This window comes from Halomonas sp. BDJS001 (assembly GCF_026104355.1).
Lineage (GTDB): Bacteria > Pseudomonadota > Gammaproteobacteria > Pseudomonadales > Halomonadaceae > Vreelandella.
The window spans coordinates 4032248-4054062 of sequence record NZ_CP110535.1; the positions used below are offsets into that span (position 1 = coordinate 4032248).

Annotated in this window: 21 protein-coding genes; 18 read left to right on the forward strand and 3 right to left on the reverse strand. The window is 56.9% G+C overall.

The annotated features are described in order from the left end of the window. Positions 1 to 2 precede the first annotated feature (2 nt). The 4 genes from OM794_RS18745 to OM794_RS18760 are packed head-to-tail and all read left to right on the forward strand — an operon-like array spanning position 3 to position 4328. On the forward strand, positions 3 to 1712 hold the full coding sequence (locus tag OM794_RS18745; RefSeq protein WP_226246928.1) for an ABC transporter permease: 1710 nt from the start codon (positions 3 to 5) through the stop codon (positions 1710 to 1712). After that, positions 1700 to 2806, forward strand: a complete 1107-nt coding sequence (locus OM794_RS18750; RefSeq protein ID WP_226246927.1) for an ABC transporter ATP-binding protein — start codon at positions 1700 to 1702, stop codon at positions 2804 to 2806. The genes OM794_RS18745 and OM794_RS18750 overlap by 13 nt, the downstream gene beginning before the upstream one ends. Then, the gene (locus OM794_RS18755; protein ID WP_226246926.1) at positions 2803 to 3885 is read left to right on the forward strand and encodes an MBL fold metallo-hydrolase; all 1083 of its coding nucleotides are present in this window, start codon (positions 2803 to 2805) and stop codon (positions 3883 to 3885) included. Before OM794_RS18750 ends, OM794_RS18755 begins: the two co-directional genes overlap by 4 nt. Next, positions 3882 to 4328 (forward strand): HAD family acid phosphatase, encoded by a 447-nt coding sequence (locus tag OM794_RS18760; protein WP_226246925.1) that lies wholly within the window; start codon positions 3882 to 3884, stop codon positions 4326 to 4328. Before OM794_RS18755 ends, OM794_RS18760 begins: the two co-directional genes overlap by 4 nt. Here the strand turns inward: OM794_RS18760 and OM794_RS18765 are convergent. Next, complete coding sequence (locus OM794_RS18765) at positions 4325 to 5488, reverse strand: MFS transporter (RefSeq protein WP_226246924.1); 1164 nt, start codon at positions 5486 to 5488, stop codon at positions 4325 to 4327. The genes OM794_RS18760 and OM794_RS18765 overlap by 4 nt on opposite strands. Beyond that, complete coding sequence (locus OM794_RS18770; RefSeq protein WP_265153958.1) at positions 5479 to 6486, reverse strand: GlxA family transcriptional regulator; 1008 nt, start codon at positions 6484 to 6486, stop codon at positions 5479 to 5481. Before OM794_RS18770 ends, OM794_RS18765 begins: the two co-directional genes overlap by 10 nt. Between OM794_RS18770 and OM794_RS18775 the strand changes: the two genes are divergently transcribed. Together OM794_RS18775 and OM794_RS18780 are read left to right on the forward strand one after the other, a co-directional pair. Next, positions 6475 to 6612 carry a hypothetical protein gene (locus OM794_RS18775; RefSeq protein WP_226246923.1) on the forward strand — a complete coding sequence of 46 codons (138 nt, stop codon included), beginning with the start codon at positions 6475 to 6477 and terminating at the stop codon, positions 6610 to 6612. The two genes, OM794_RS18770 and OM794_RS18775, sit on opposite strands and share 12 nt — an antisense overlap. Positions 6613 to 6936: 324 nt before the next feature. Further along, entirely contained in the window at positions 6937 to 8376 is a 1440-nt protein-coding gene (locus OM794_RS18780) for an amidase (RefSeq protein WP_226246922.1), read from the forward strand. A gap of 95 nt (positions 8377 to 8471) precedes the next feature. Here OM794_RS18780 and OM794_RS18785 read toward each other — a convergent pair whose 3' ends face one another. Further along, on the reverse strand, positions 8472 to 9155 hold the full coding sequence (locus tag OM794_RS18785; protein ID WP_226246921.1) for a GntR family transcriptional regulator: 684 nt from the start codon (positions 9153 to 9155) through the stop codon (positions 8472 to 8474). Positions 9156 to 9309: 154 nt separating this feature from the next. Between OM794_RS18785 and dctP the strand changes: the two genes are divergently transcribed. From dctP to OM794_RS18845, 12 genes are all read left to right on the forward strand, one after another. Further along, a complete protein-coding gene (gene dctP, locus OM794_RS18790; RefSeq protein ID WP_226246920.1) occupies positions 9310 to 10305 on the forward strand; it encodes a TRAP transporter substrate-binding protein DctP in 996 nt (331 codons plus the stop codon). A gap of 102 nt (positions 10306 to 10407) precedes the next feature. Then, positions 10408 to 10929, forward strand: a complete 522-nt coding sequence (locus OM794_RS18795) for a TRAP transporter small permease subunit (RefSeq protein ID WP_226246919.1) — start codon at positions 10408 to 10410, stop codon at positions 10927 to 10929. Positions 10930 to 10931: 2 nt separating this feature from the next. Further along, the gene (locus tag OM794_RS18800; RefSeq protein WP_226246918.1) at positions 10932 to 12266 is read left to right on the forward strand and encodes a TRAP transporter large permease; all 1335 of its coding nucleotides are present in this window, start codon (positions 10932 to 10934) and stop codon (positions 12264 to 12266) included. A gap of 11 nt (positions 12267 to 12277) precedes the next feature. Then, a complete protein-coding gene (locus tag OM794_RS18805; RefSeq protein WP_226246917.1) occupies positions 12278 to 13645 on the forward strand; it encodes a malonyl-CoA decarboxylase in 1368 nt (455 codons plus the stop codon). Further along, positions 13642 to 15180, forward strand: a complete 1539-nt coding sequence (locus OM794_RS18810) for a malonate--CoA ligase (protein ID WP_226246916.1) — start codon at positions 13642 to 13644, stop codon at positions 15178 to 15180. The genes OM794_RS18805 and OM794_RS18810 overlap by 4 nt, the downstream gene beginning before the upstream one ends. A gap of 133 nt (positions 15181 to 15313) precedes the next feature. Beyond that, the gene (locus OM794_RS18815) at positions 15314 to 15772 is read left to right on the forward strand and encodes a DUF2170 family protein (protein WP_226246915.1); all 459 of its coding nucleotides are present in this window, start codon (positions 15314 to 15316) and stop codon (positions 15770 to 15772) included. 68 nt (positions 15773 to 15840) lie between these two features. Continuing rightward, positions 15841 to 16536, forward strand: coding sequence for a PspA/IM30 family protein (locus tag OM794_RS18820; RefSeq protein WP_226246914.1), 696 nt, complete (start codon positions 15841 to 15843; stop codon positions 16534 to 16536). A 45-nt stretch (positions 16537 to 16581) separates the two neighbouring features. Continuing rightward, the gene (locus OM794_RS18825; RefSeq protein WP_226246913.1) at positions 16582 to 17304 is read left to right on the forward strand and encodes a DUF2491 family protein; all 723 of its coding nucleotides are present in this window, start codon (positions 16582 to 16584) and stop codon (positions 17302 to 17304) included. Between the two features lie 43 nt (positions 17305 to 17347). Continuing rightward, a complete protein-coding gene (locus OM794_RS18830) occupies positions 17348 to 17761 on the forward strand; it encodes a DUF350 domain-containing protein (protein WP_226246912.1) in 414 nt (137 codons plus the stop codon). Positions 17762 to 17784: 23 nt separating this feature from the next. After that, positions 17785 to 18408, forward strand: a complete 624-nt coding sequence (locus OM794_RS18835) for a DUF1190 domain-containing protein (RefSeq protein ID WP_226246911.1) — start codon at positions 17785 to 17787, stop codon at positions 18406 to 18408. Positions 18409 to 18427: 19 nt separating this feature from the next. After that, a complete protein-coding gene (locus OM794_RS18840) occupies positions 18428 to 19594 on the forward strand; it encodes a glutathionylspermidine synthase family protein (protein ID WP_226246910.1) in 1167 nt (388 codons plus the stop codon). Between the two features lie 166 nt (positions 19595 to 19760). Next, positions 19761 to 21803 carry a methyl-accepting chemotaxis protein gene (locus tag OM794_RS18845; protein ID WP_226246909.1) on the forward strand — a complete coding sequence of 681 codons (2043 nt, stop codon included), beginning with the start codon at positions 19761 to 19763 and terminating at the stop codon, positions 21801 to 21803. Positions 21804 to 21815 lie beyond the last annotated feature (12 nt).

Genomic DNA, 21815 nt, shown 5'->3' on the forward strand with positions numbered 1-21815 from the left:
TCATGACGCCTGCTCTCAACTATGATAAGTACGGCAGCCAGCACCGCTGGCTGCTTTCAAGCCTGTTGATCGCCATTGTGCTGCTCAGCCTGGCACCCAGCCTGCGCCTGCTGTTCGAAGCGTTGAGCGACCTTACCCAGGGCCGCCAATCGCCGCTGTGGCAGGTGCTCAACAGTGCCAGTACTTGGCGAGCACTCTGGCATAGCCTGTATACCTCGGGGCTTGGCATGCTGATCGCCCTGGTGCTGGGCAGCCTATTTGCCTTTGCCATCACGCTCACCAATATCCGTGGCAAAGCGTGGCTGGTGTTCTGCTTTATGCTGCCGATGATGATTCCGCCCCAGGTCACCGCCTTAAGCTGGCTGCAGCTCTTTGGCCCGGCCAGCCCGCTGCTGAAGAGTATTGGCATGGCGCCGCCGCTAGGCAGCCCGCAACCGCTCTACTCCGCTGAAGGCATCGCTTTACTGCTGGGCATCCAGAGCGCACCACTGGTATTTCTGGCGCTGCGCACCAGCCTGCTTTCGCTACCCCGGGAACTGATTGAAGCTGCCCGCATTAGCGGCGCCAAACAGACCCAGGTATGGGGCCATATTATTCTGCCCGTGACCCGTAGCGGCTTGATCGCCGGGGGCGCGATGGCATTTATCTCCAGCCTCGGCAACTTTGGCATCCCCGCCATGCTGGGTATTCCCGCGGGCTATTACGTGCTGCCCACCCTGATCTACCAGCGTATGGCCAACTTCGGCACCGGGGTGTTGGCAGAGATGGCTGCGCTCTCCTTGCTGATTGGGTTACTGGCACTGGCCGGGGTCGCCTTGCAGCAGCAATTGATGAATCGCAGCCGTTTTGGCCTGGGTGGCCACAGTGGCCGCTCCCACGACTTTACCCTCGGCCCCTGGCGCTCATTGATGACCGCCACGCTAGTCGGGATCTTACTGATTATTCTGGTCGCACCGCTGCTTGCGCTCATTATCAGCTCGCTGGTGCCCGCCATGGGCGTACCGCTAAACGCTGAGACCGCCACCCTAAACGCTTACGCCGAAGTGATGGGTCGCCAAGGCGCCACCTGGCGGGCGGTGAACAACAGTCTGTGGCTGGCGGGTAGCGCGGCGGTGGTGCTGATGCTGCTGAGTCTGCCATTGACTTACCGGCTCCAGCGCCTGCCAGAGCGTTGGCGGGGTGTGGTACTTAGTGCCATCGAGATCCCCTATGCGCTACCTGGCGTGGTGTTGGCGATTGCCTGCATCCTGCTCTTTGTTCGCCCGCTGCCGATTATCAATGTGGCGCTCTACGGCACCCTGGGGCTGATTTTTATCGCTTACCTGGCGCGCTTTCTGGTGGTCTGCGTCAAGCCCGTCGCCGCCAGTCTGGCGCAGTTAGATCCTTCCCTTGAAGAGGCGGCTCAGCTCGCGGGTGCAGGCCCCTGGCGGCGCCTGGGCAGCATTATTTTACCCCTGGTCGCACCCGCGCTGTTCGCAGGCGGCCTGCTGGTGTTTCTGCTGGCGGTCAACGAACTAACCGTGTCAGCGCTACTCTGGAGCGCCGATAACGAAACCCTTGGCGTACTGATTTTCAACCTCGATGAAGGCGGCGAAAGCGTGTTGGCCTCTGCGGTGTCAGTGCTGGTGGTGGTGATGGTCGCCTCGTTGATGCTAACGCTCAGTTTGCTGGCCCCGCGGCTACCTAAAGGAGTGATCCCATGGCAGAGCTAAACACGGCAGAGCGAGGCATCACAGGCCTCGGCAAGGCAGGCCTAAGGATTGATGGCGTTACCAAACGCTTTGGTGAACAAACAGCCGTGGATGCCCTGTCGCTGGACATTAATCCTGGAGAGTTTGTCGCCCTGCTCGGCCCTAGCGGCTGTGGCAAAACCACCATGCTGCGCATGTTGGCTGGGTTTGAAACCGTCAACGAGGGCACTATCCAATTAGCCAATCGTACTCTGGCTAGTGCCGATACCCATGTGCCCCCGGAGCAGCGCAATATGGCCATGGTGTTTCAATCCTACGCGCTTTGGCCGCATATGAGCGTGGCTGACAACGTGGGCTACCCAGTTAAACTGCGCGGCCTGCGCGGGGCGGCGTATCAGCAAAAGGTGCAGCAGGCGCTGGCCCTGGTGGAGCTCGATGCCTACGCCGAGCGCATACCCCAGGCCCTTAGCGGCGGCCAGCGCCAGCGCGTCGCTCTAGCGCGCTGCCTGGTTAGCGACCCTTCGGTGGTGCTGTTGGATGAGCCGTTGGCCAACCTTGATCGCCACTTGCGCGCCACCATGGAGCACAGCTTCCGCGATTTTCACCAGCGCACCGGTGCCACGCTGGTCTACGTCACCCACGACCAAACCGAAGCCATGGCGCTAGCGGATAAAATCGCCGTCATGAAAGCAGGCAAGCTGATTCAGTGTGGCGCCCCTGAAACGCTTTATCGCCAGCCGCGCACCGCGTGGGTCGCCGACTTTATCGGCCAGGGAAGTCAATTAAAGGTCGCCGCCGGACAGCCAGGAAAGCGCCTTGAGAACGCTCCCCTGATGCGCGGGCTCAACGCCATTGAGGTCGAGCGCACCCAAAGCGTGCTGGTGCGCCCGGAGCATATTCAGATCAGCGCGACACTCGCGCCCTCCGCGACTCCAACTAATAACCAGCTTATCGCCCAGGTAGAGAGCGTGATTTTCCGCGGCGAGCGCTATGAGCTAACGCTACGCCTACCAAGCGGCGAAACGCTGCTGGCCTACCACCACACCGCGCCTGACCTGGGTAGCCAAGTTGCCGTCGACCTTCAGCAGGGCTGGTGTCTGGAGCCCGACCAATGAGTGTCAATATCGAGATTCTCAGTGGGTTAGGCGCCAAAGGGCCTGCTGCGATAGTGGTAGAAGCTCAAGGTAAACGCCTACTGCTAGATGCCGGTGGTTCACTCCATCCGGATGGCTCCATTACTTGGGTGGACAACCTGGATGTGGATGCCGTACTGATTAGCCATGACCATATTGACCATATCGGCGGCGTGGCCGAGCTAGCGGAGAACGTGCCACTTTATTGCACACCGCTGGTAGCCAAGGCCTTGCCTCACAACCGCCCCTGGTACCCACTGCCCGCACGCGGCACGCTAGAGGTGGAAGGCATCACCGTTACCACCGGCCAAGCGGGGCACTCGCTAGGCGGTGTGTGGCTACATCTAGCGGTAGAGGGCGGTGTTTACTATAGCGGCGACGCATGTTTTGAATCACGCCTTTTTCCGTTTGATACACCACCACCGGCGCGTATTGCGCTACTGGATGCCTCCTACGGCAGCTACGACCAACCCCAAGCGCATTGTGTTCAGGCTATGAGTAAGCGCCTTGATCAGCCGCTGGCGTTTCCGGTGCCGGAAACCGGCCGCGCCCTGGAAATGGCACTATGGCTGGCGGAAGAAGCGGATCAGCGGCAGTTAACGCTCGCCATCGACCCGGTGATTCGCGACAACCTGGCAGCGCTCTTGGCTCTGCCTGCCACACTGCGTCGGCCTGGCCTCGACCACTCGATTCGCTCGCTGTTAGCGCGGAAAAACGCTCACTCGCCAACTCTTATATTGACGTGCGATCGCAGCGATACGCCGGAACAGTGGCCCGACCACCACCTGCTCCACACCGGTTATCTGACTCCTGATCGCCGCGCCGAGCTAGCGGCAGGCCAAATCAGCTGGCAGCGCTGGAATGTTCACCTACGCGCGTCGCACCTGGTGGCGCTTGCCGATCAGTTGGACGCCACTCAAGTGGTGCCGCTATTTACCCAGCTTGCCAATAACGAATTAAATGCCTGGCAGGGGCTACTAGGCGAGCGCCTCTGCACTGCCCAGCGTTTATCTGCTCATTCACGTCTAGTCACCCTTTCCAGTTTAGGGAGTTTTGTATGACCGCAGTCATTGTTGATGTTGACGGCACCTTAGCCGAGTTTCACCCCCATCAGGTCAGTGACTGGGTGCTGGGCAGCCAAAAACAGTGGGAGCCCTTCTTTGCCCATATGGCCGAAGCGCCGGTGATCGAAGCGGTGGCCAAGCTGGTCAAGATACTGAAGGCCCAAGGCCAGCAGATCGTGATTTGCAGCGGCCGCCCGGATAGCCATCGTGAGCATACCCAGCGCTGGTTAGAGCGCCACACTATCCCCTTTGATGCCATGTACCTGCGCCCTGAGGGCGATGACCATATAGATGATGAAGAGGTGAAAGCCGCGCTACTCAATCAAATGCGCAGCGACGGCTTTACGCCTTGGCTGGTGCTGGATGACCGTGATGCCGTGGTCGCTCAGTGGCGCGCGCTCGGGCTTACTTGCCTGCAGTGCGCGCCGGGGGATTTTTAAGCGTTTGCCAGCTTGGTTCGGTGCTGCCACACCAGCACCGCCAAGGGCACCAGCGAGACAGGGATCAACAGTAGGTTAAGTGTCGCCCAGCCTAAGCCACTGACCAAGGGCCCAGCCAGCAACGCAGTGATCGCAGCGGTGCCAAAGACTAAAAACTCGTTGGCGGCCTGGGTGCGCGCTTTATCCACCGGGCGGTAGCTCTCGGTGAGCAGGCCTGTGGCGGGTAAAAAGGTGAAGTTCCATCCCAAACCCAGCAAAATCAGCGCCACGTTGAAACCAGCTAAACTGACACCCCACTGAGCGACCAAGGCACTGGCCACCAGTAGCAGGCAGCCGGCCACAATGACTTGCTTAGCGCCGAAGCGGGTGGCCAAATGGCCAGTAAAGAACGAGGGTAAAAACATCGCTACCACGTGCCACTGAATGGTCATTGAAACATGGTTAAAGTGATGCCCTGCCCCCGCCATGGCGATCGGCGTGGCGGTCATGGCCAGATTCATCACGCCGTATCCGACCATCGCCGCACTCACCGCCACAATAAATCCAGGCTGGCGGAGTATCTTACCCAGCGGCAGTGCGTTGCCTTCGCCGTGGGTGCGGGAAGCAGGCGGTAGCCGTGTCAGCATCAGCACCACTAGCGCCAGTGCGTAGATCACGGCTAACCCCATAAAGCTGCCCAGAAACGGCACCTCCCCCAACTCACGACTCACCCTGGCCAGCCATGGCCCGGCAAACGCGGCTAACACACCGCCACCCATCACCAAACCAATCGCCCGGTCACGCATCGGCGTAGGTGCAGCTTCTACCGCGGCAAAGCGATAGAGCTGGCCAAAGCCAATGCCGATACCAATCAGCCAGGTTGATAGTAAAAATAGCCCGAACCGCTCACCAATCAGCGCCTGCACGGCGACCAGTGCCCCCACCAATCCCAAAAAATTGCCCAATATAAAGCCGCGCTTTCGGCCCAGCCTGGCCATAATTAGCGAGGCGGGAATGGTGGCGCACATCAGCCCCAGCCACTGGGTGGCGACCGGCGCGGTTGACCATGACGCACTTGGCGCCAAAGACGCTCCAATCAGCGGCGAGACGGCAATCAGTAAAACATTACCGGTAACCAGTAGCGCCTGGCAGAGCGACAATAGAGTGACGGTTAAAGGCATGAAACGCTCTCCTGAATAGAATCATCTGTATGGGAAGACGCAAAGCGCTGGCGATATACCGAGGGTGATACGCCGTAGTAACGCTGAAACTGGCGGCGCAGCTGCTCCGCGCCGCCCAGCCGCCAGCGTTGTGCCAGGCGCTCAAGGGATACGTTTTCGCGCCCGTTGAGCAGCGCCAAGCGTGCTTGCTCGAGGCGTAGTTGGGTTAGGTAAGCGCCGGGGGTGGTATGCAGATGACGCCTGAACAGTCGGGTTAAATGGCGCGGGGAGACCGCCATCAGGTCGGCCATACTCTCAAGCCCGTGATCTACGCTGGGGTCGGCGTGGAGCTGATCCAGCAAGCGGCGCAGCGGCCCCGCCTCTTGTTGGTGTCGCAGTATCTCGCTGAACTGCGACTGCCCACCAGGGCGCTGCAAAAAAACCACCAGCTCGCGGGCAACCCTCCCGGCAAGCTCAGCACCGTGATCCGCCTCTACCAGCGACAGCGCTAAATCAATCCCCGCCGTTACACCGGCGCTAGTGTAGCGACCACTGCTTTCGATATACAGCGCATCGGGCTCGACGCTAAGCGCGGGGTACTCATCTGCCAATTGAGGTGCATGGCGCCAGTGGGTGGTGACGCGGCAGCCATCCAGTAAACCTGCAGCGGCTAACAAAAAGGCCCCGGAGCAGATCGAACCTAGCCGTCGTACCTCTGGGGCCACCTCACAAAGTACCTGCTTCACTGCGGCTATTTCTCGCTGCTGTATCACGCCGCTGCCGCCCGCCACCAACAGCGTATCCAGGGGCAGTAAATGGGTAAGTTGATGGTAGGTGTGCGTAGCGTGCACGGCTAGGCCGCCGTTGGTGACAACCGGGCCGACGGCATCGGCGACCAGGGTCAACTGATAGAGCGGCTGGGGGCTTAGCGCATTGGCACTGGCAAACACCTGCCAGGGGCCGCTGACATCCAGCAGTTGGCAGTCGGGGTAGGCAAATAGAGCAACATGGCGAGTCACATTCTCTCTCCGCTAACAGGGAATCGAAGCATTAGAGAGAGTTTCAGCGCTGCGCCCAATGTCGGCAAGGACGATTACCCCACCGATATGGACATTTCGCTAGATACGCTATTCGAAGAGTATTAATCAGCCTGTTTTATCTAACGGAGCTGCCATGACAGTTTACAGCTTGCCAAGCGTAACTTATCCACTCGCTGATGTACCTACAACTGCAGGGAGTAGCACCTTTAGGGAGAGTTTCATCATGTCGGAGGATAGAAGCATTTATTTTCCTTGATGCTTACTTACTTTTACTTCAAACCTTAAAGCGGCTTGCCAGCCCTTTAAATATCCATTATAGCTTATGAAGTATATAACTTAGCAAAAAATGGATATTTCTCACCGATGAATATACTTTCACCTTCCCCGCTTTCACTACCCGAACCTCTTCCTTGGCCCAAGGCCTATAGCATGCCTCCTACCGTTGGGATGAATGCGATAGAACTATCGAATGCGATTCACTCACGAGATATTAGTTGCAAAGAGGTAATCGCGGATTATCTCGCCCATATTTCACTACTTAATCCTATTGTTAACGCGATTGTCTCATTGCGCGACACTGATGATTTGCTTGCTGAAGCCACGCAATTAGATAGGGAACTTGCTAAAGGGCAATCTCGTGGTTGGTTACACGGGATTCCTCAAGCCATCAAGGATTTATCTTCTACAGCAGGTATAAGGACGACGCTTGGCTCTCCCCTTATGGCCAACCAAATACCTGACACTGATACGATTATGGTGTCACGGATTAAGCGCGATGGCGCCATTATCATAGGAAAAACCAATACCCCTGAATTCGGCTTTGGCTCCCAAACCTTCAACACTGTTTTCGGTGCGACGCGCAATGCCTATCACCCACATCTAACCGCCGGTGGCTCAAGCGGTGGAGGCGCGGTAGCCCTGGCACTTCGCATGTTACCGGTCGCCGACGGTAGCGATATGATGGGCTCTTTACGTAACCCGGCTGCTTATCAAAATTTATACGGCCTTAGACCTGCATTTGGGCGCATTCCTTCAGCATCAGCACCCGATCTTTTTGGGCATCAGTTGAGTACCGAAGGCCCTATGGCCAGAAATATCGAAGACCTTCAACGCCTACTGATCACGCAATCTGGTCACGATCCACGTGCTCCACTCTCTATAACCGACTCCTTAACCAACCTTTCTGGCTCTTTGAACGCTTGCCAGCGTGGTAAACGCATTGCATGGCTTGGCGATTGGCAGGGAGAGTTGCCGCTCGAATCCGGTGTACTTGAGCTATGCGAAAACGCAGTTAAACAGTTTGAACAGATTGGCTGCACCATTGAGCAACCTGATATGCCGATGTCGATGGAATCACTTTGGGAAAGCTGGCTGACACTGCGGCAATGGGCTATTTCCGGTAACTTAGTAGACACTTATCAAGCCCCTGAAAAGCGCCGTTTATTGAAACCAGAAGCGCAGTGGGAAATAGAACAAGGGCTTGCCTTGTCTGCCCTGGATGTCCATAAAGCCAATGTGACGCGCAGCCAGTGGTATACAGAGCTACATAAACTGTTCTTGCATTACGACTATGTCATGCTGCCCAGCGCACAATGCTTCCCCTTCCCTGTGACAACGCAGTGGCCAAATGAAATCGCTGGCAAACCTATGGATACCTATCACCGATGGATGCAAATTGTCATACCTGGCTCTCTCTCAGGCTGCCCTGTATTAAACTTACCTGCGGGCTTTAATGATAACGACCTACCGATGGGCATTCAGGTAATCGCACCCCATCGAGCCGAGCTAGCGCTATTGCAACTTGGTCAAGCCTACCAATCAATCTTACCCAGTTGGAAACATCGTTTGCCGCCCTGTTTTTCTGAATAGCTTTTCTCAAAAAACCTTTGTGAAAAACCATGCTCCGTGAAGACAACCGCGACTCAACCGATACAGGCATATCAATCAATAAGCTATAAGATGAATCAGCCAGTCCTCTCAAGCGGCGCCTCCATCCTGCGTACACTGGAAACGAAGTCGCTAAAGCGCTCACCCTGAATCAACACATGGTCGCTCAGGGCTTGCTGGGCCGCCACGGGATCGCCCTGTTCAATGGCTTCCACAATGATTTGGTGCTCGCTGAGGGAATTATTTACCCGCTGGCGCACCTGGAGCTGCAGGCGCCGGTAGGGCTTTAAACGCTGCTTCAGCTGACGCGCTTCGCTGGCCAGAAAGGCGTTGTGGCTAGCGGTGTAGATACAGTCGTGAAAGCCTTCATTTTCGTAGTAATACTCGTCGCTATCACCGGCCAACGCCGCCGCTTCGCAGCGCTGGTGGGCTTCTTTTAATGCGGCCAGTTCCTGCTCGGTGATCCGCCGTGCCGCCAGGCGTCCGCACATGCCTTCAAGTTCCGCCATCACTTCGAACATTTCGATCAGTTGATCAATGCCCACTTTTGCAACGAAGGTGCCCTTCTTAGGCGAAACGGTCACCAAGCCGCTGGCGACCAATTGCTGAAAGGCTTCGCGCACTGGGGTACGCGAGACCTCAAACTCACGACCCAAGGCTTCTGGATCCAGGCGCTCTCCAGGTAAACGGCGGCCATTGATGATGTCATCCTCAAGAGAATCTCTTAAGCGCTGCGCATTGGATCGCTTGGTGCCCGTCATGTTTTACCTCCTTGGATCGCGGCCCATCTTAGCCGTTTAATGCTGCCATATAGTTGACATTAGCATACGTAGCGCCTATTGATATATATATCAGCCTAGCTGATAAACATATTAAGCTCATCCAAACACACAACAACAACTGTTGGAGACGCACATGCAACGCTACTTGATCTCTACTGCCGCCGCCCTTGGTCTCGCCATTGCGGCTTCCCACGCCTCCGCCGATACCGTACTGCGCGCGTCCCACCAATTTCCTGGAGGCCAGGGGGATGTCCGCGATGAAATGGTACAAATGATGGCCCGCCACGTGGCCGAAGCGGATGTGGGTCTGACTATAGAAGTCTACCCCGGCCAATCGCTGTTCAAAGCGCGCGAACAGTGGGGCGCCCTGGCCCGGGGCCGCCTGGATATCACCTCGCTACCGCTGGACTATGCCAGCGGTCGGCACCCAGAGTTTTCAGCCACGCTGATGCCTGGCTTAGTACGCAACCAAGACCATGCCCAGCGCCTAAACGACTCCGAATACATGGAGATGATCAAAGCGGTGATCCTTGATGGCGGTGCCCGAGTGCTCTCAGACGCATGGCTATCAGGCGGCTTTGCCTCTAGCGAGCGCTGCATAACCTCACCCGATACCGTCGAGGGCCAGAACCTGCGTGCCGCTGGCCCCGCCTTTGAAGAGATGCTGGAAGCCGCCGGCGCCTCCATCGCTTCTATGCCCTCCTCGGAGGTTTACACCGCCATGCAAACTGGCGTACTGGACGCCGCCAATACTTCGTCCATGTCATTTATCTCTTTCCGCCTTTATGAACAGGTTGAGTGTCTGACCGAGCCGGGCGACTTCGCGCTGTGGTTTATGTACGAGCCAATTCTGATCTCCGAGCAGGTGTGGCAAGGGCTTAACGAAGAGCAGCAGGCGGCGCTAATGGAAGCCGGTGAGGCGGCAGAGGCCTTCTTTGCTGAAGAGGCCGCCGCCATCGATCAGGAGATGGTCGAGCTTTACGAGGAGAACGGCGTCGAGGTCGTCAGCATGAGCGAAGAGGACTACAACGCTTGGCTGGAGATAGCCCAGGAGACCTCTTACAAAAACTTTGCAGAGAACGTTCCCAACGGTCAAGCCATTATCGATGCAGCGCTGGCCGTCGAGTAAGCAACCGCTAATTGCCTAACGGCTCGGCCATTCCAACCGGGGTGGCCGCCTTCTACTGATGCTTGCTTAGCTTGGCGAGATAACCGGCTTGAAGAGGGAAATATGGCACCTGTAACGACTCACAATGCCCTGGCACGCGGGGGGATCATTGGCGGCTACATTCGCGTCATGGATAAGCTCTCACGGCTTTGCGCCTATTTGGCCTGCGCCATGTTTATTGCTGGCGTGTTAGTGATCTGCCAGATGGTATTTATTCGCTACTTACTCGGAATGAGCACCAGTTGGCAGACCGAATTCACTATCTTCTCGGTAACGGCGGCGATGCTGATGGGCAGCCCCTATGTGCTGATGACCGGTGGCCATGTCGCCATCACTATTGTTCCCGATGCGCTGGGCGGCATTTCCCGCACCATCATGCGTTTGATCGCTTCGCTGTTTGGGTTGGGTTTTTGTGCCGCTCTGGCGTATGCCAGTTGGGTGTATGTATTTGAGGCACTCCACGGTGGATGGACCACAGGTTCCGTCTGGAATCCACCGCTGTGGCCCGCCCTGCTGCCCATGGCCATCGGCGCCACCCTGCTGTCGCTGCAGTATGTGGCTGAAATTCTGCGTGGGGAGAGCTAAGCATGGATCCCATTACCTTAGGTATTATTGTCGCCATCGCGCTGATTGCGCTTATGGCTATTGGCACTCCTATCGCTTTTGCCCTGGGCGGTGTATCGCTGCTGGCACTGATCTACGACCGTGGCCTATCCGAGCTCACCTACTTCGGGGAAACCTTTTTTGACCGCATCGCCGAGTTTGGTTTTGTCGCCATTCCAATGTTTATTCTGATGGGCGCCGCGGTGGCCTCCTCCCCCACCGGGCGCGACCTGTATCGCTCGCTGGATCTCTGGATGGGCAAGCTGCCCGGCGGCTTGGCGGTTTCCAATATCGGCGCCTGCTCTATCTTTGCTGCGCTCTCGGGGTCGTCACCGGCCACCTGTGCAGCGATTGGTAAAATGGGCATTCCCGAAATGCGCATGCGCGGCTATCCCGATGGCGCCGCCGCGGGCTGTATTGCCGCGGGTGGCACTCTGGGCATTCTAATTCCGCCGTCGGTCACCATGATTATCTACGGCATCTCCACCGAAACCTCTATTGGTCGACTGTTTATTGCCGGGGTAGTGCCAGGCTTTATGCTCGCGGGCCTGTTTATGATCTGGACGATGATCGCCTGCAAGCTGGCCGGTGGCTATAACAATCCCATGGCAGAGTCAGCCGAGCGTCTCAAACAAACCGTTAAGCAGAACGTAGATGCTAACCTCAAAGCATTAGTGCGCGTGCTGCCTTTCCTGGGCGTGGTCGCGGGCATCCTGTTTGCACTTTACGGCGGGGTGGCCACACCTTCAGAAGCAGCAGGCGTGGGGGCATTTCTGTGTTTGGCGCTGGCGATTCTGATCTACCGCATGTGGCAGTTGGGCCCGATCAAACTGATCATGCGCGACTCGCTGCGGGAAAGCGTAATGATCATGCTGGTGATCGCCACCGCAGAAGTGTTCGCCTATGCACTCTCCTCCATGTTTATTACCCAAACCGTGGCCGCCGCGATTGCCGACCTGGAGATCAACCGCTGGGCATTGATGGGGGTGATTAATCTGTTCCTGCTGGTGGCCGGTTTCTTCCTGCCGCCCGTGGCCGTGATCGTGATGACCGCGCCGATTCTGTTACCCATTATTCTGGCGGCTAACTTCGACCCTTACTGGTTTGCGGTGATTTTGACGATCAACCTTGAGATTGGCCTGATTACGCCGCCGGTGGGCCTCAACCTGTTCATTATTAAAGGCATCGCGCCGGATATTTCGCTGCGCGACATTCTGATGGGAAGCTTGCCCTACGCGCTGTGCATGGTGCTGGGTATCTTGCTGCTGTGTCTCTTCCCAGGCATCGCGCTTTGGCTACCTAACTTGATCATGGGTTAAGGAGTTCGACCATGAACATGCTGTTTTTGCAGGAGCTGTTCAACAACATCACCCAGCGTGATGCACTGTTGCGCCGCCGCCATCCCGAGACCTTAACGCCCGACCATGGGCAGTTGGTTAACGCCTGCCACAAGCTGTTGGAAAGTGATGGCGAAGCCTCCAGCATTGCGCTGGCAAGCCGCGCCCTGGCGATTTACCAGCGCCTTTCGGCGGCTGAGAAGAGCCGCTTCTTTGCCCGCCTGACGGCTGACTTTGCGGCTGACCCCAGCCCCATTGACGCGGCCTATCTGGCCTATCAAGAGGTTCGCGACAACCAATCGCTACAGCGCCTGTTTGAAGCCTGCGAGCCACGCCGCCAAGAGCTTTTCCGGCGTTTAAACCTGGCCAGCGACGGCACCTATGAGCTGGTTAAAATGCGTGAAGACCTGCTGGCATTGCTACGTGAGCAGCCCGAGCTGGCGGCTATTGACGACGATTTCGCCCATCTGTTCGGCTCCTGGTTCAACCGCGGCTTTTTGATGCTCAAGCGTATTGATTGGAACACCCCCGCGTCGATTCTCGAGAAGATCATCCGCTACGAAGCGGTACACGAAATTCAAGACTGGGACGATCTGCGTCGGCGGCTGGATGCCCGTGACCGGCGCTGCTTCGCTTTTTTCCACCCGGCGATTGGCGACGAGCCGCTGATCTTTGTGGAGGTGGCCCTGCATAAGGGTCTGCCAAGCCGTATTCAGCCCATCCTTTCGGGCGAAAGCAGCTATAGCAAAAAAGGTATCGACGACCCCGAAGATGCCGATACAGCGGCGTTCTTTGGTATCAGCAACTGCCAGACCGGGCTGCGCGGGATCTCCTTCGGTAACTTTTTGATCAAGCAGGTAGTCCAGGAACTCTCCCAGGAACTGCCGCAGCTTAAATACTTCGTTACGCTCTCGCCGGTGCCTGGCTTCGCCCAGTGGCTTCAGGAGCAGCGTGAGGATGAGCAGCTTCCCGCGTCGCTGCGTCAAGCACTCAAAGGGCTTGAAACACCGGGATGGCATCAGGACAAAGCCCGCGAAGAGGAGCTCAAAGCCATTATTCGCCCGCTAGCCGCCCGCTATCTGGTCGAAGAGAAGAACCGCCACGGCCTGCCACTCAACCCGGTGGCCCGCTTTCACCTCGGCAACGGCGCTGAACTCCACCGCATTAACTGGTTGGGCGATATCTCCGAGAAGGGCTTTAAACAAGCCGCCGGACTGATGGTTAACTACCTCTATGTGCTGGACGATATCGAACGCAATCACGAAAACTATACCGCCAAGGCGACCGTTGCTTGCTCCAATGAGGTGCGTGACCTCGCCAAACGCGCCCGCAAGCTGGCCAAGGGAGAGACCACCAAATGAGCCACAACCTATTTGAAACCTTTGCGGCCAAAATGCGCGAGTGCGCAGAGGCCGATTTTATTACCACCCGCGACGGCCGCCGCTATCGCTATGCCGATGCGCTGACCATCAGTGCGCAACTTGCCGGCGCACTAACCGAGTTAGGCGTTAAGCAAGGCGACCGCGTTGCCGTGCAGGTGGATAAAAGTCCTGAGGCGATACTGCTTTATCTGGCCTGCCTGCGCATCGGCGGCGTCTATCTGCCTTTAAATACGGGCTATACCGGCGATGAGATACGCTACTTCTTAAACGACGCAGAGCCTGCGCTGTTTGTTTGTCGCCCCCAACTAGCAGCGCAAGCGAGGGCGCTCACTGCTGAAACCGGCTGCCCGGCGGTGGCCACCCTGGGCAGCGCCGCCGATGGCAGCCTGATGGAAACCGCCCAAGCGGCAACGCCACGAGAGGAGGTCGTAGCGCTTGGCGAGCGCGACCTGGCCGCGATTCTCTACACCTCGGGCACCACCGGGCGCTCCAAAGGCGCCATGCTGACGCACAAAAACCTCGCCTCTAACGCCGAGACCCTGGCCAAAGCCTGGCACTTCAGCGCTGATGACCGGCTGATCCATGCGCTGCCAATCTTCCATACCCACGGTCTGTTCGTCGCCTGCAACGTCACGCTGATGGCGGGCGCCAGCATGCTCTTCCTTCCCAAGTTCGATGCCGATGTGATTTTTGACGAGCTGCCCCGTGGCAGCGTAATGATGGGCGTACCCACTTTCTATACCCGTCTGGTGCAGGACGAACGACTGACCCCAGAAGCGACCGCCAACATGCGGCTGTTCGTTTCTGGTTCTGCCCCGCTCACCGCCGAGACCCACGAGGCGTTTGAAGCCAAAACGGGGCATGCGATTCTTGAGCGCTACGGCATGACCGAAACCAATATGAACCTCTCCAATCCCTATGAGGGGGCACGGCGGGCGGGCACCGTAGGTATGCCGCTACCCGGCGTGGAGATGCGCATTACCGACAGGGAAACCGGCGACGAGGTGCCTTTGGGTGAGATTGGCATGCTGCAAATTCGTGGCCCGAATGTGTTTATCGGCTACTGGCGGATGCCTGAAAAAACCCGTGAAGAGCTATTAGACGACGGCTTTTTCATTACCGGCGATCTCGCCATGGTCGACGAGCAAGGCTATGTGCATATCGTCGGTCGTGACAAAGACCTGGTGATTTCCGGCGGCTACAACGTATACCCCAAAGAGGTGGAGCAGGTGATCGACGAGCTCGATCAAGTCGCCGAATCCGCGGTCATCGGTCTACCGCACCCTGACTTGGGCGAGGGCGTTACCGCCGTCGTTGTACGACAGCAAGGCGCTGAGCTTGGAGAAAACCAGCTTGAAGAGGAGAAAGTCATCACCCATTTAGATGGCCGGTTAGCTAAGTATAAGCAGCCCAAGCGGGTCTTCTTTGTCGATGAACTGCCGCGCAATACGATGGGCAAAGTACAGAAAAATGAACTGCGCAAGCGGTTCAACGACACTTACCGAACCTCCTAACTATCCGTCTTGAAAGCACAATTCTCCCAAGATTTTGCCCCGCAGCATGCGGGGCATTTTTTTGCGAAAAGGAACCATTTGCTCTACGAAATGTTAAGGTAAGGTCACTTAACAAACGATGGAGCAGACTGCCTTGACTACGCCTACCGTTACCAATGGCATCACCGCCACCGAGCTATATAAGTTAGTCAGTCAACCAGCGCACAACAGCGCTGGAGATGGATCCCTTGAGTGGCCTGAGGGCACTATCAGCCTGGATGAGACAAATCAGACCCTGATCTGGGAGCTTAACGATTACGGCAACTTGCCGATTAGCCTGTCGCGCAGCGAAAATGAGTGGGTCGCCATGGCGCCTATCGTTGCCGTGGAGAGCGTTAAAAACACCACAGAGCTCAACGAAGTACTGCTGCGCCAGGGCATTGCGTTACCGCTGGCTTCCGTGGGCATTGTCGAAATCGACGGTAACGACTTTTATGTGGCTTACGGACAACTGTTTGGCGACTCGAAACTTGAATCAATTTGCGCCGAGCTGCACGCCACGGCCAGTGCCGCCATGGATGTCGCCGAACTGATCCAAACCCATTTCGCCTAACGTTCGTTAATTGGTCAATGACACCTGCTAGGTGGCACTTTACACTCCTTTTTTAAGAGAAATTTCTTATGTTAAGCAAAATCATGACCGCCCTGCGTGGCAAAGCAAATGAAACCGGTCAAGCGGTGGTGGACTCCCAGGCGCTGCGCATTTTAGACCAGGAAATCCGCGACTCGGAAAATCACCTGAGCCAATCTAAAACCGAACTCACCCGCCTGATGGGCCAGCGCCAGCTAAACAGCAATAAAGCTGACGCCCTGGAAAGCAAAATCGCCGAACTGGAAAAAAGCGCTGAGGCCGCGCTGGATAAAGGTGAAGAAGCGCTAGCCGTGGAAGTGGCTGAACGCATGGTGGCGCTGCAGGATGACCTGGAAGCGGAGCGCGCTATTGTCAGCGAGTACGACGCCAGCATCGAAAAACTACGCGGCGCGATTCGCGGCACCGACAATCAGCTTCGCCAACTCAAGCAGCAGGTGAGCGTCGTTAAGGCGACTGAGTCAGCACAAAAAGCCCAATCTGCCGTCGCGGCTCGCCACTCAGGCCAGAACAGCGCCATGAGCAGCGCCATGGAATCCCTGGAGCGCATTAAAGAGCGCCAGCAGCTTAACTCAGCGCAAATGCAGGCGGCTGACGATATGGCCGCAGAAGAGAGCGGCAGCTCGCTGGAAGCCCGCTTGAAAGCGGCCGGTGTGGGTGGCCAGAATCGCAAAGCAGACGACGTGTTAGCGCGCCTGAAAGCAAAGAAAAACGCCGCACAGAAATAAGAGTTAAGGGCAAATCAGCGCTTAAATCGATTTGGGAGTCAGGCCATGTTTAATACCCTCAAGGCACTTTTTCGCGCCACCACGGAAAAGCCGCACGAGCCCAATGCAGGCCGCCAGGTAGCCGCAGGCCTGCCCATGGGCATCAGCCAGGAAGACCTTGAGGGCCTACGCCTGGACGGGCGCGTCAATATCAAGCTGATTGGTCTGCGTGCCCACCCCGATGCGCTGTTTCGCTGGGATGACGACGCCTACCACCATATTGCCGCCGTGGGCCATGTGGATCTCGGCCAAGGGGCGTACCTGGTGCGCTTCTATCTGGATAACGACACCTGGCTGCAGGCGAACATTGAGCATGGCCAGGTACTTGAATATAAGCTGTTCGACTTTTACCGTGTTGCCCATCTCGCGGATGCCGAATTTGATAATTTGATCAACGGTGAAGATAAACAGCCCGACAGCATCGGCGCTCAAACCATCACGCTCACTTCAACCACTGAGGAAGCGCGCAGTTGCACCTATCAGCGAGTGTGGGGGAGTGACGGCAGTCTATGGTCGCCACCGGTGGTTTTCGAAGAGCAGGTAATGACCACCGAGAGCGTGGCTGCCAGGCAGGTGACTCATCACGCGATGCTTTACGAGCGCACCATCGAAGGCACTGAGCGCATGGAGTACTTGCTGCTCAGCGCTGAAAGTGATGGTGAAGGCAGCTTTATGGTAGTGCACAACGTGGGGGTAGATGTGGCCTCCGTCGATATCGACGCTGTTTGACCTGCAAATCTATTTTTAAGCTATTGAAAAGGAAACTGCCACCATGGTGAATTATCTCTACGGACTGCCGTCATTTATCGCCTATCTAGTCACGGCGATTGTCCTGCTCGCCGCCTTTATGTACTGCTACAGCCGGATTACACCGCACCACGAGTGGACGCTGATTCGTGAAGGTAACGCGGCCGCAGCCGCAGCCTACGGCGGCTCCATTCTAGGTTTTACCATTCCGCTGTACAGCGCGATGGCCCACTCGATCAACTTTATCGACTTTGTGCTCTGGGGCGTGGTGGCCTTTATTGTTCAGTTGGCCACCTTCTTCGCGGTTAAGCTGTTTCTGCGTAAACAGGGTGAAAGTCTGTCTCAGCACATCACCGAAGGCCACCAGGCCTACGGCATTTTGATGGCCAGCGTGGCCGTGGCAGTCGGCTTGCTCAACGCCGCTTCGATGACTTGGTAACGACGTGGTAAAGGAGAGCCTGCATGTCTAAACACGATAGTACCCCTCATTTGCCGCGCCGCAAGCGCAGCGGGCGCTTGTCACTGGCGATGATGGGCGCCAGCGCCTTTGGTCTTACCGCCTGTGGTCAACCACCCCAGGAAGAGCAGATCACCGATATAGAGTTCGATCAGCCGCGTAGCTTTCAAAGCGTCGAGGATTGCGTTGCAGAGAATGTCTACACCCGCAGCGCCTGCGAAGACGCCTACGAAGCCTCTTTAAAAGAGGTGCCGCGCTATAGCACGCTTGAAGAGTGCGAAGCTGAAAATGGTGAAGGCGCTTGTACTGCTCCAACCGACGAACAGTCCCAGGCCGCAACCGGAAGCACCGGGGGCAGTTGGTTTATGCCCGCCATGATGGGCTATATGGTCGGCAGCATGATGTCCAATACCAACCGTGGTCGCTCCTTTGAGCGGGTGTACCAGGAGCCGGTCTACCGTAATCGTCAGAACCAAGGCAACTGGAACACGGCCGCTAACCAAGCAACTCAGCGCGTCACCCAGCGTAACGATGCCATGCGTAGCTCGGTGGTTCAGAACCGCCAAGCAGCGTCGCAGCGCAGCGGTTTCGGTTCGCGCTCCTCGGCGCGGGGTGGCTGGGGCTCTTAAGCCGCCAGCAAAGGTTACTATGCTGCGAATCGATATCCCTGAAAGGAGCAATTGGAAAGCCCTGGCCCACGAGCTGGGCTTTCATTTTCACACCATCGACGGGGAGCCCTACTGGAAAGAGGACGCCTACTACCAGTTCACAATGGAGCAGGTAGAGCGGGATATCGAAGCGCCTACCGAGGCGGTGCATGAGATGTGCATGGAGCTGGTGGACAAGGTCTGCCACTCCAATGCGCTTATGCAGCGTTTGGCACTGCCCGAGCATATGTGGGATAGCATCCATAACTCGTGGAAATCAGGGCAGCCGCATCTCTACGGGCGAATGGACTTTGCCTATTCAGGCGATGGCCCGGCGAAACTGCTAGAACTCAACTACGATACGCCCACGTCGCTTTACGAAGCGGGCTTTTTTCAGTGGGTGTGGCTTGAGCAGGCCATCGCGCAAGGTATCCTGCCGCGACATGCGGATCAGTACAACTCGATTCAGGAGCACCTCCTCAATGCCATGGCGCACCTTGGTGATCGCATTGAAGCGCGCACGCTGTATTTCTCCTGCATCAAAGAGAACACAGAAGAGCGTGCCACCGTGCACTACTTACAGGATGTGGCGGTGCAGGCAGGCCTCAAGGCACCGTTTATCTATATGGAAGATATTGGCATCACTACCGGTGCGGAACACTTTGTTGACCTGGATAACCATGCTATCCATGCCCTCTTCAAGCTCTACCCCTGGGAAGAGATGGCCGACGATGCCTTCGGCGAAGTTATCCCCCAGCTAAACACCCACTGGTTTGAGCCGCCCTGGAAAGCGATTCTGTCTAATAAGGGTATTCTGCCCCTGCTATGGGAGTACTTTGAGGGCCACCCCAATCTGCTACCGGCGTTCTTCGAGGATGCCAACAGCCCGCCGCTACCGGCAGGCTGGGTGCGTAAACCGTTCTTCTCCCGGGAAGGCAGCAACGTAGAACTAATCACCCCCGCCGGACAGCGCGAAGCGGTGGGCGGCCCCTACACCGACAGCCCATGGATTCGCCAGGCCTACCACCCGATGCCCCGCTTTGGTAACAATCACGCCTTAATTGGCAGTTGGGTGGTGGGCGACCGCGCCTGTGGCATGGGCATTCGCGAAGACGTAGGCCGCATTACCAAAGACTCCTCCTGCTTCGTGCCCCACGCGATCGTGTAAACGCAAGTACCAAAACGCGCTTATCCAGGCTGGACAGCCCTCACAAAAAAAGCTGAAATCGTTGCTAATACCCTAAGTAGAGTGGTAAGTATCACTCTACTTCTCACCCTGAGCGCTATTGAGCAGCGCCGTTAGGGCCACCGTTTACTTTGGAGCAACGGCGAACATGATGGCGCGCTGGAAATCTCTACCTCTACGGCTTCGGCTATTTCTCTCCTTTGGGACAGTCTTAGCACTCGCGATGCTTTTGGCGCTCTATCTTCAAGCGCGTTCACACAGCCAAGCGCGGCTGGATAACCTGCTTAATCAAGAGCTACCGGCACAGGTCAAAGGGCTGGCAGCACATATAAATCTCAGCCTTAGCCAGGATCTTGCCATTTCCCAAAGCCTGGCCAATAGCTACTTTATTGAGCAGTGGGTTCGCGACGGCTTACCGGAAGAGCGACAAAACGACATTACGGCTTATCTAGCGCGCCTTATGGAGCAGTTAGACACCGAGCTGCTTTTTATCGCTGCTCAACACCAGGGCCGGGGCTACTATTTCCAACTGCGCAACGGTGAATTTCTGCAGCGCACTATCCAGGCCCCCGGCAGCGAAGATGACTGGTACTACGATTTTACCGACAGCGATAACACCTACGAGCTGAATTTAGATAGCGACACCTTTTCACCCGACGATGCCTTTGTGTACGTCAATTACCGCAGCGCGGTCAATGCCGCCAATGGTCGACCGTTGGTCGTGGCCGGTGCGGGACTTGATCTCTCCCAAATGGCCAGCTTGATTGATGACTTCCGCTTAGGCGGTAGCGGACACGCCTCATTGCTCAGCGCCGAGGGGGAGCTGCTTATTCGCAGCGACCAAGCCAATCATAGTGATGAATCAGCGCCTACTGTCGCAACAGCCACCGAGTCCTTACCAGAGCAAGCGTCGCAGCGTTTACTGCAAAACGAGCAGCTACAGGTGCAGGAAACGACGCGTGACGGCCAAGAAATGTTGGTCAGCACTATCTGGCTCCCCGAGCTGCAGCGCTACCTGATGGTGGAGGTGGATAAAGAGGCGTATCTGGCGTCCACCCGAGAGCGCTTCCTGGAGTCAAGCGGTATAGGGCTGCTCATTCTGCTGGTTGGGTTGCTGATACTCTACCCGCTGACTGGCAGCCTCATCCGCCCGCTGATTAATTTCCAGCGCCAGTTGAAAGACATCACCCACAGCCTGGATCTTTCGCGTAGGGTCAGCACCGATGACAAAGCCGAGCTTGGCGACTTAGCCAATCAAACCAACGAGCTCCTTGAGCGCCTCTCCCGTGCTATTGCGGCAGTGGCCAAAAACGCTCAGGCGCTAACCCAAGTGGCAGACCGGCTGGCGAAAACTGCCGGGCTTTCCGGCGTGCACGGTAGCGATATCGATCATGAAGCGAGCCAAACCATGGCCGCAGCGGTGGAGGAGATGGCCTCTTCGGTAGCGGAAATCACTTCCACCATGGAGGAGCTCTCTACCTCATCCACCCAAATCGCCGACCACTCCCAATCGGTGGTCGACGTTGCCAATCAGACACTAGAGCGCAGCCGAAAAGGCAGTTCGGCCATGCAACTGCTACAGTCAAAAATGCAGGATATCCGTAGCGACAGCGAGCAGAGCCTGACAGAGATCATGACCCTGGGGGCGAAATCCAAACAGATCAACAAGGTGATGGAGCTGATCAACACCCTGGCCGCTCAGACCAAGCTGATCGCATTTAATGCCGCCTTGGAAGCCTCAAGTGCAGGCGAATCGGGCCGCCGCTTTTCGGTTGTCGCCAGCGAGATACGCCGCTTGGCTGACAGCGTGACCGACTCAACTCAAGAGATTGAAGCGCATACCGATGATATTCAGACAGCGATTAATCGCTTAGTGGTGGCCTCTGAAAAAGGCGCCTCCTCAATCGAGCAGGGCGTTGAGGCAAGCATGAGTACCGCCCAGGATCTGGAGGCGCTGCTCAAGGCGGCGAGCCAAACCAGCAGCGCGGCCCAGCAGATATCGCTCTCCACACAGCAGCAAAAAACCGCCAGCAGCCAGGTGGTGATGGCGCTACGCGATATCGATACGGCCAGTTCTCGCAACGCGCACTCAGTGCGTAGTATTACCGATATTAGCCAGGACATGATTCATATGTCGGCTGAGCTTAACGCGCTGGTGCAGGAGTTCACCCTAACAAATAAAGATCGCTGATAAGGATACCGG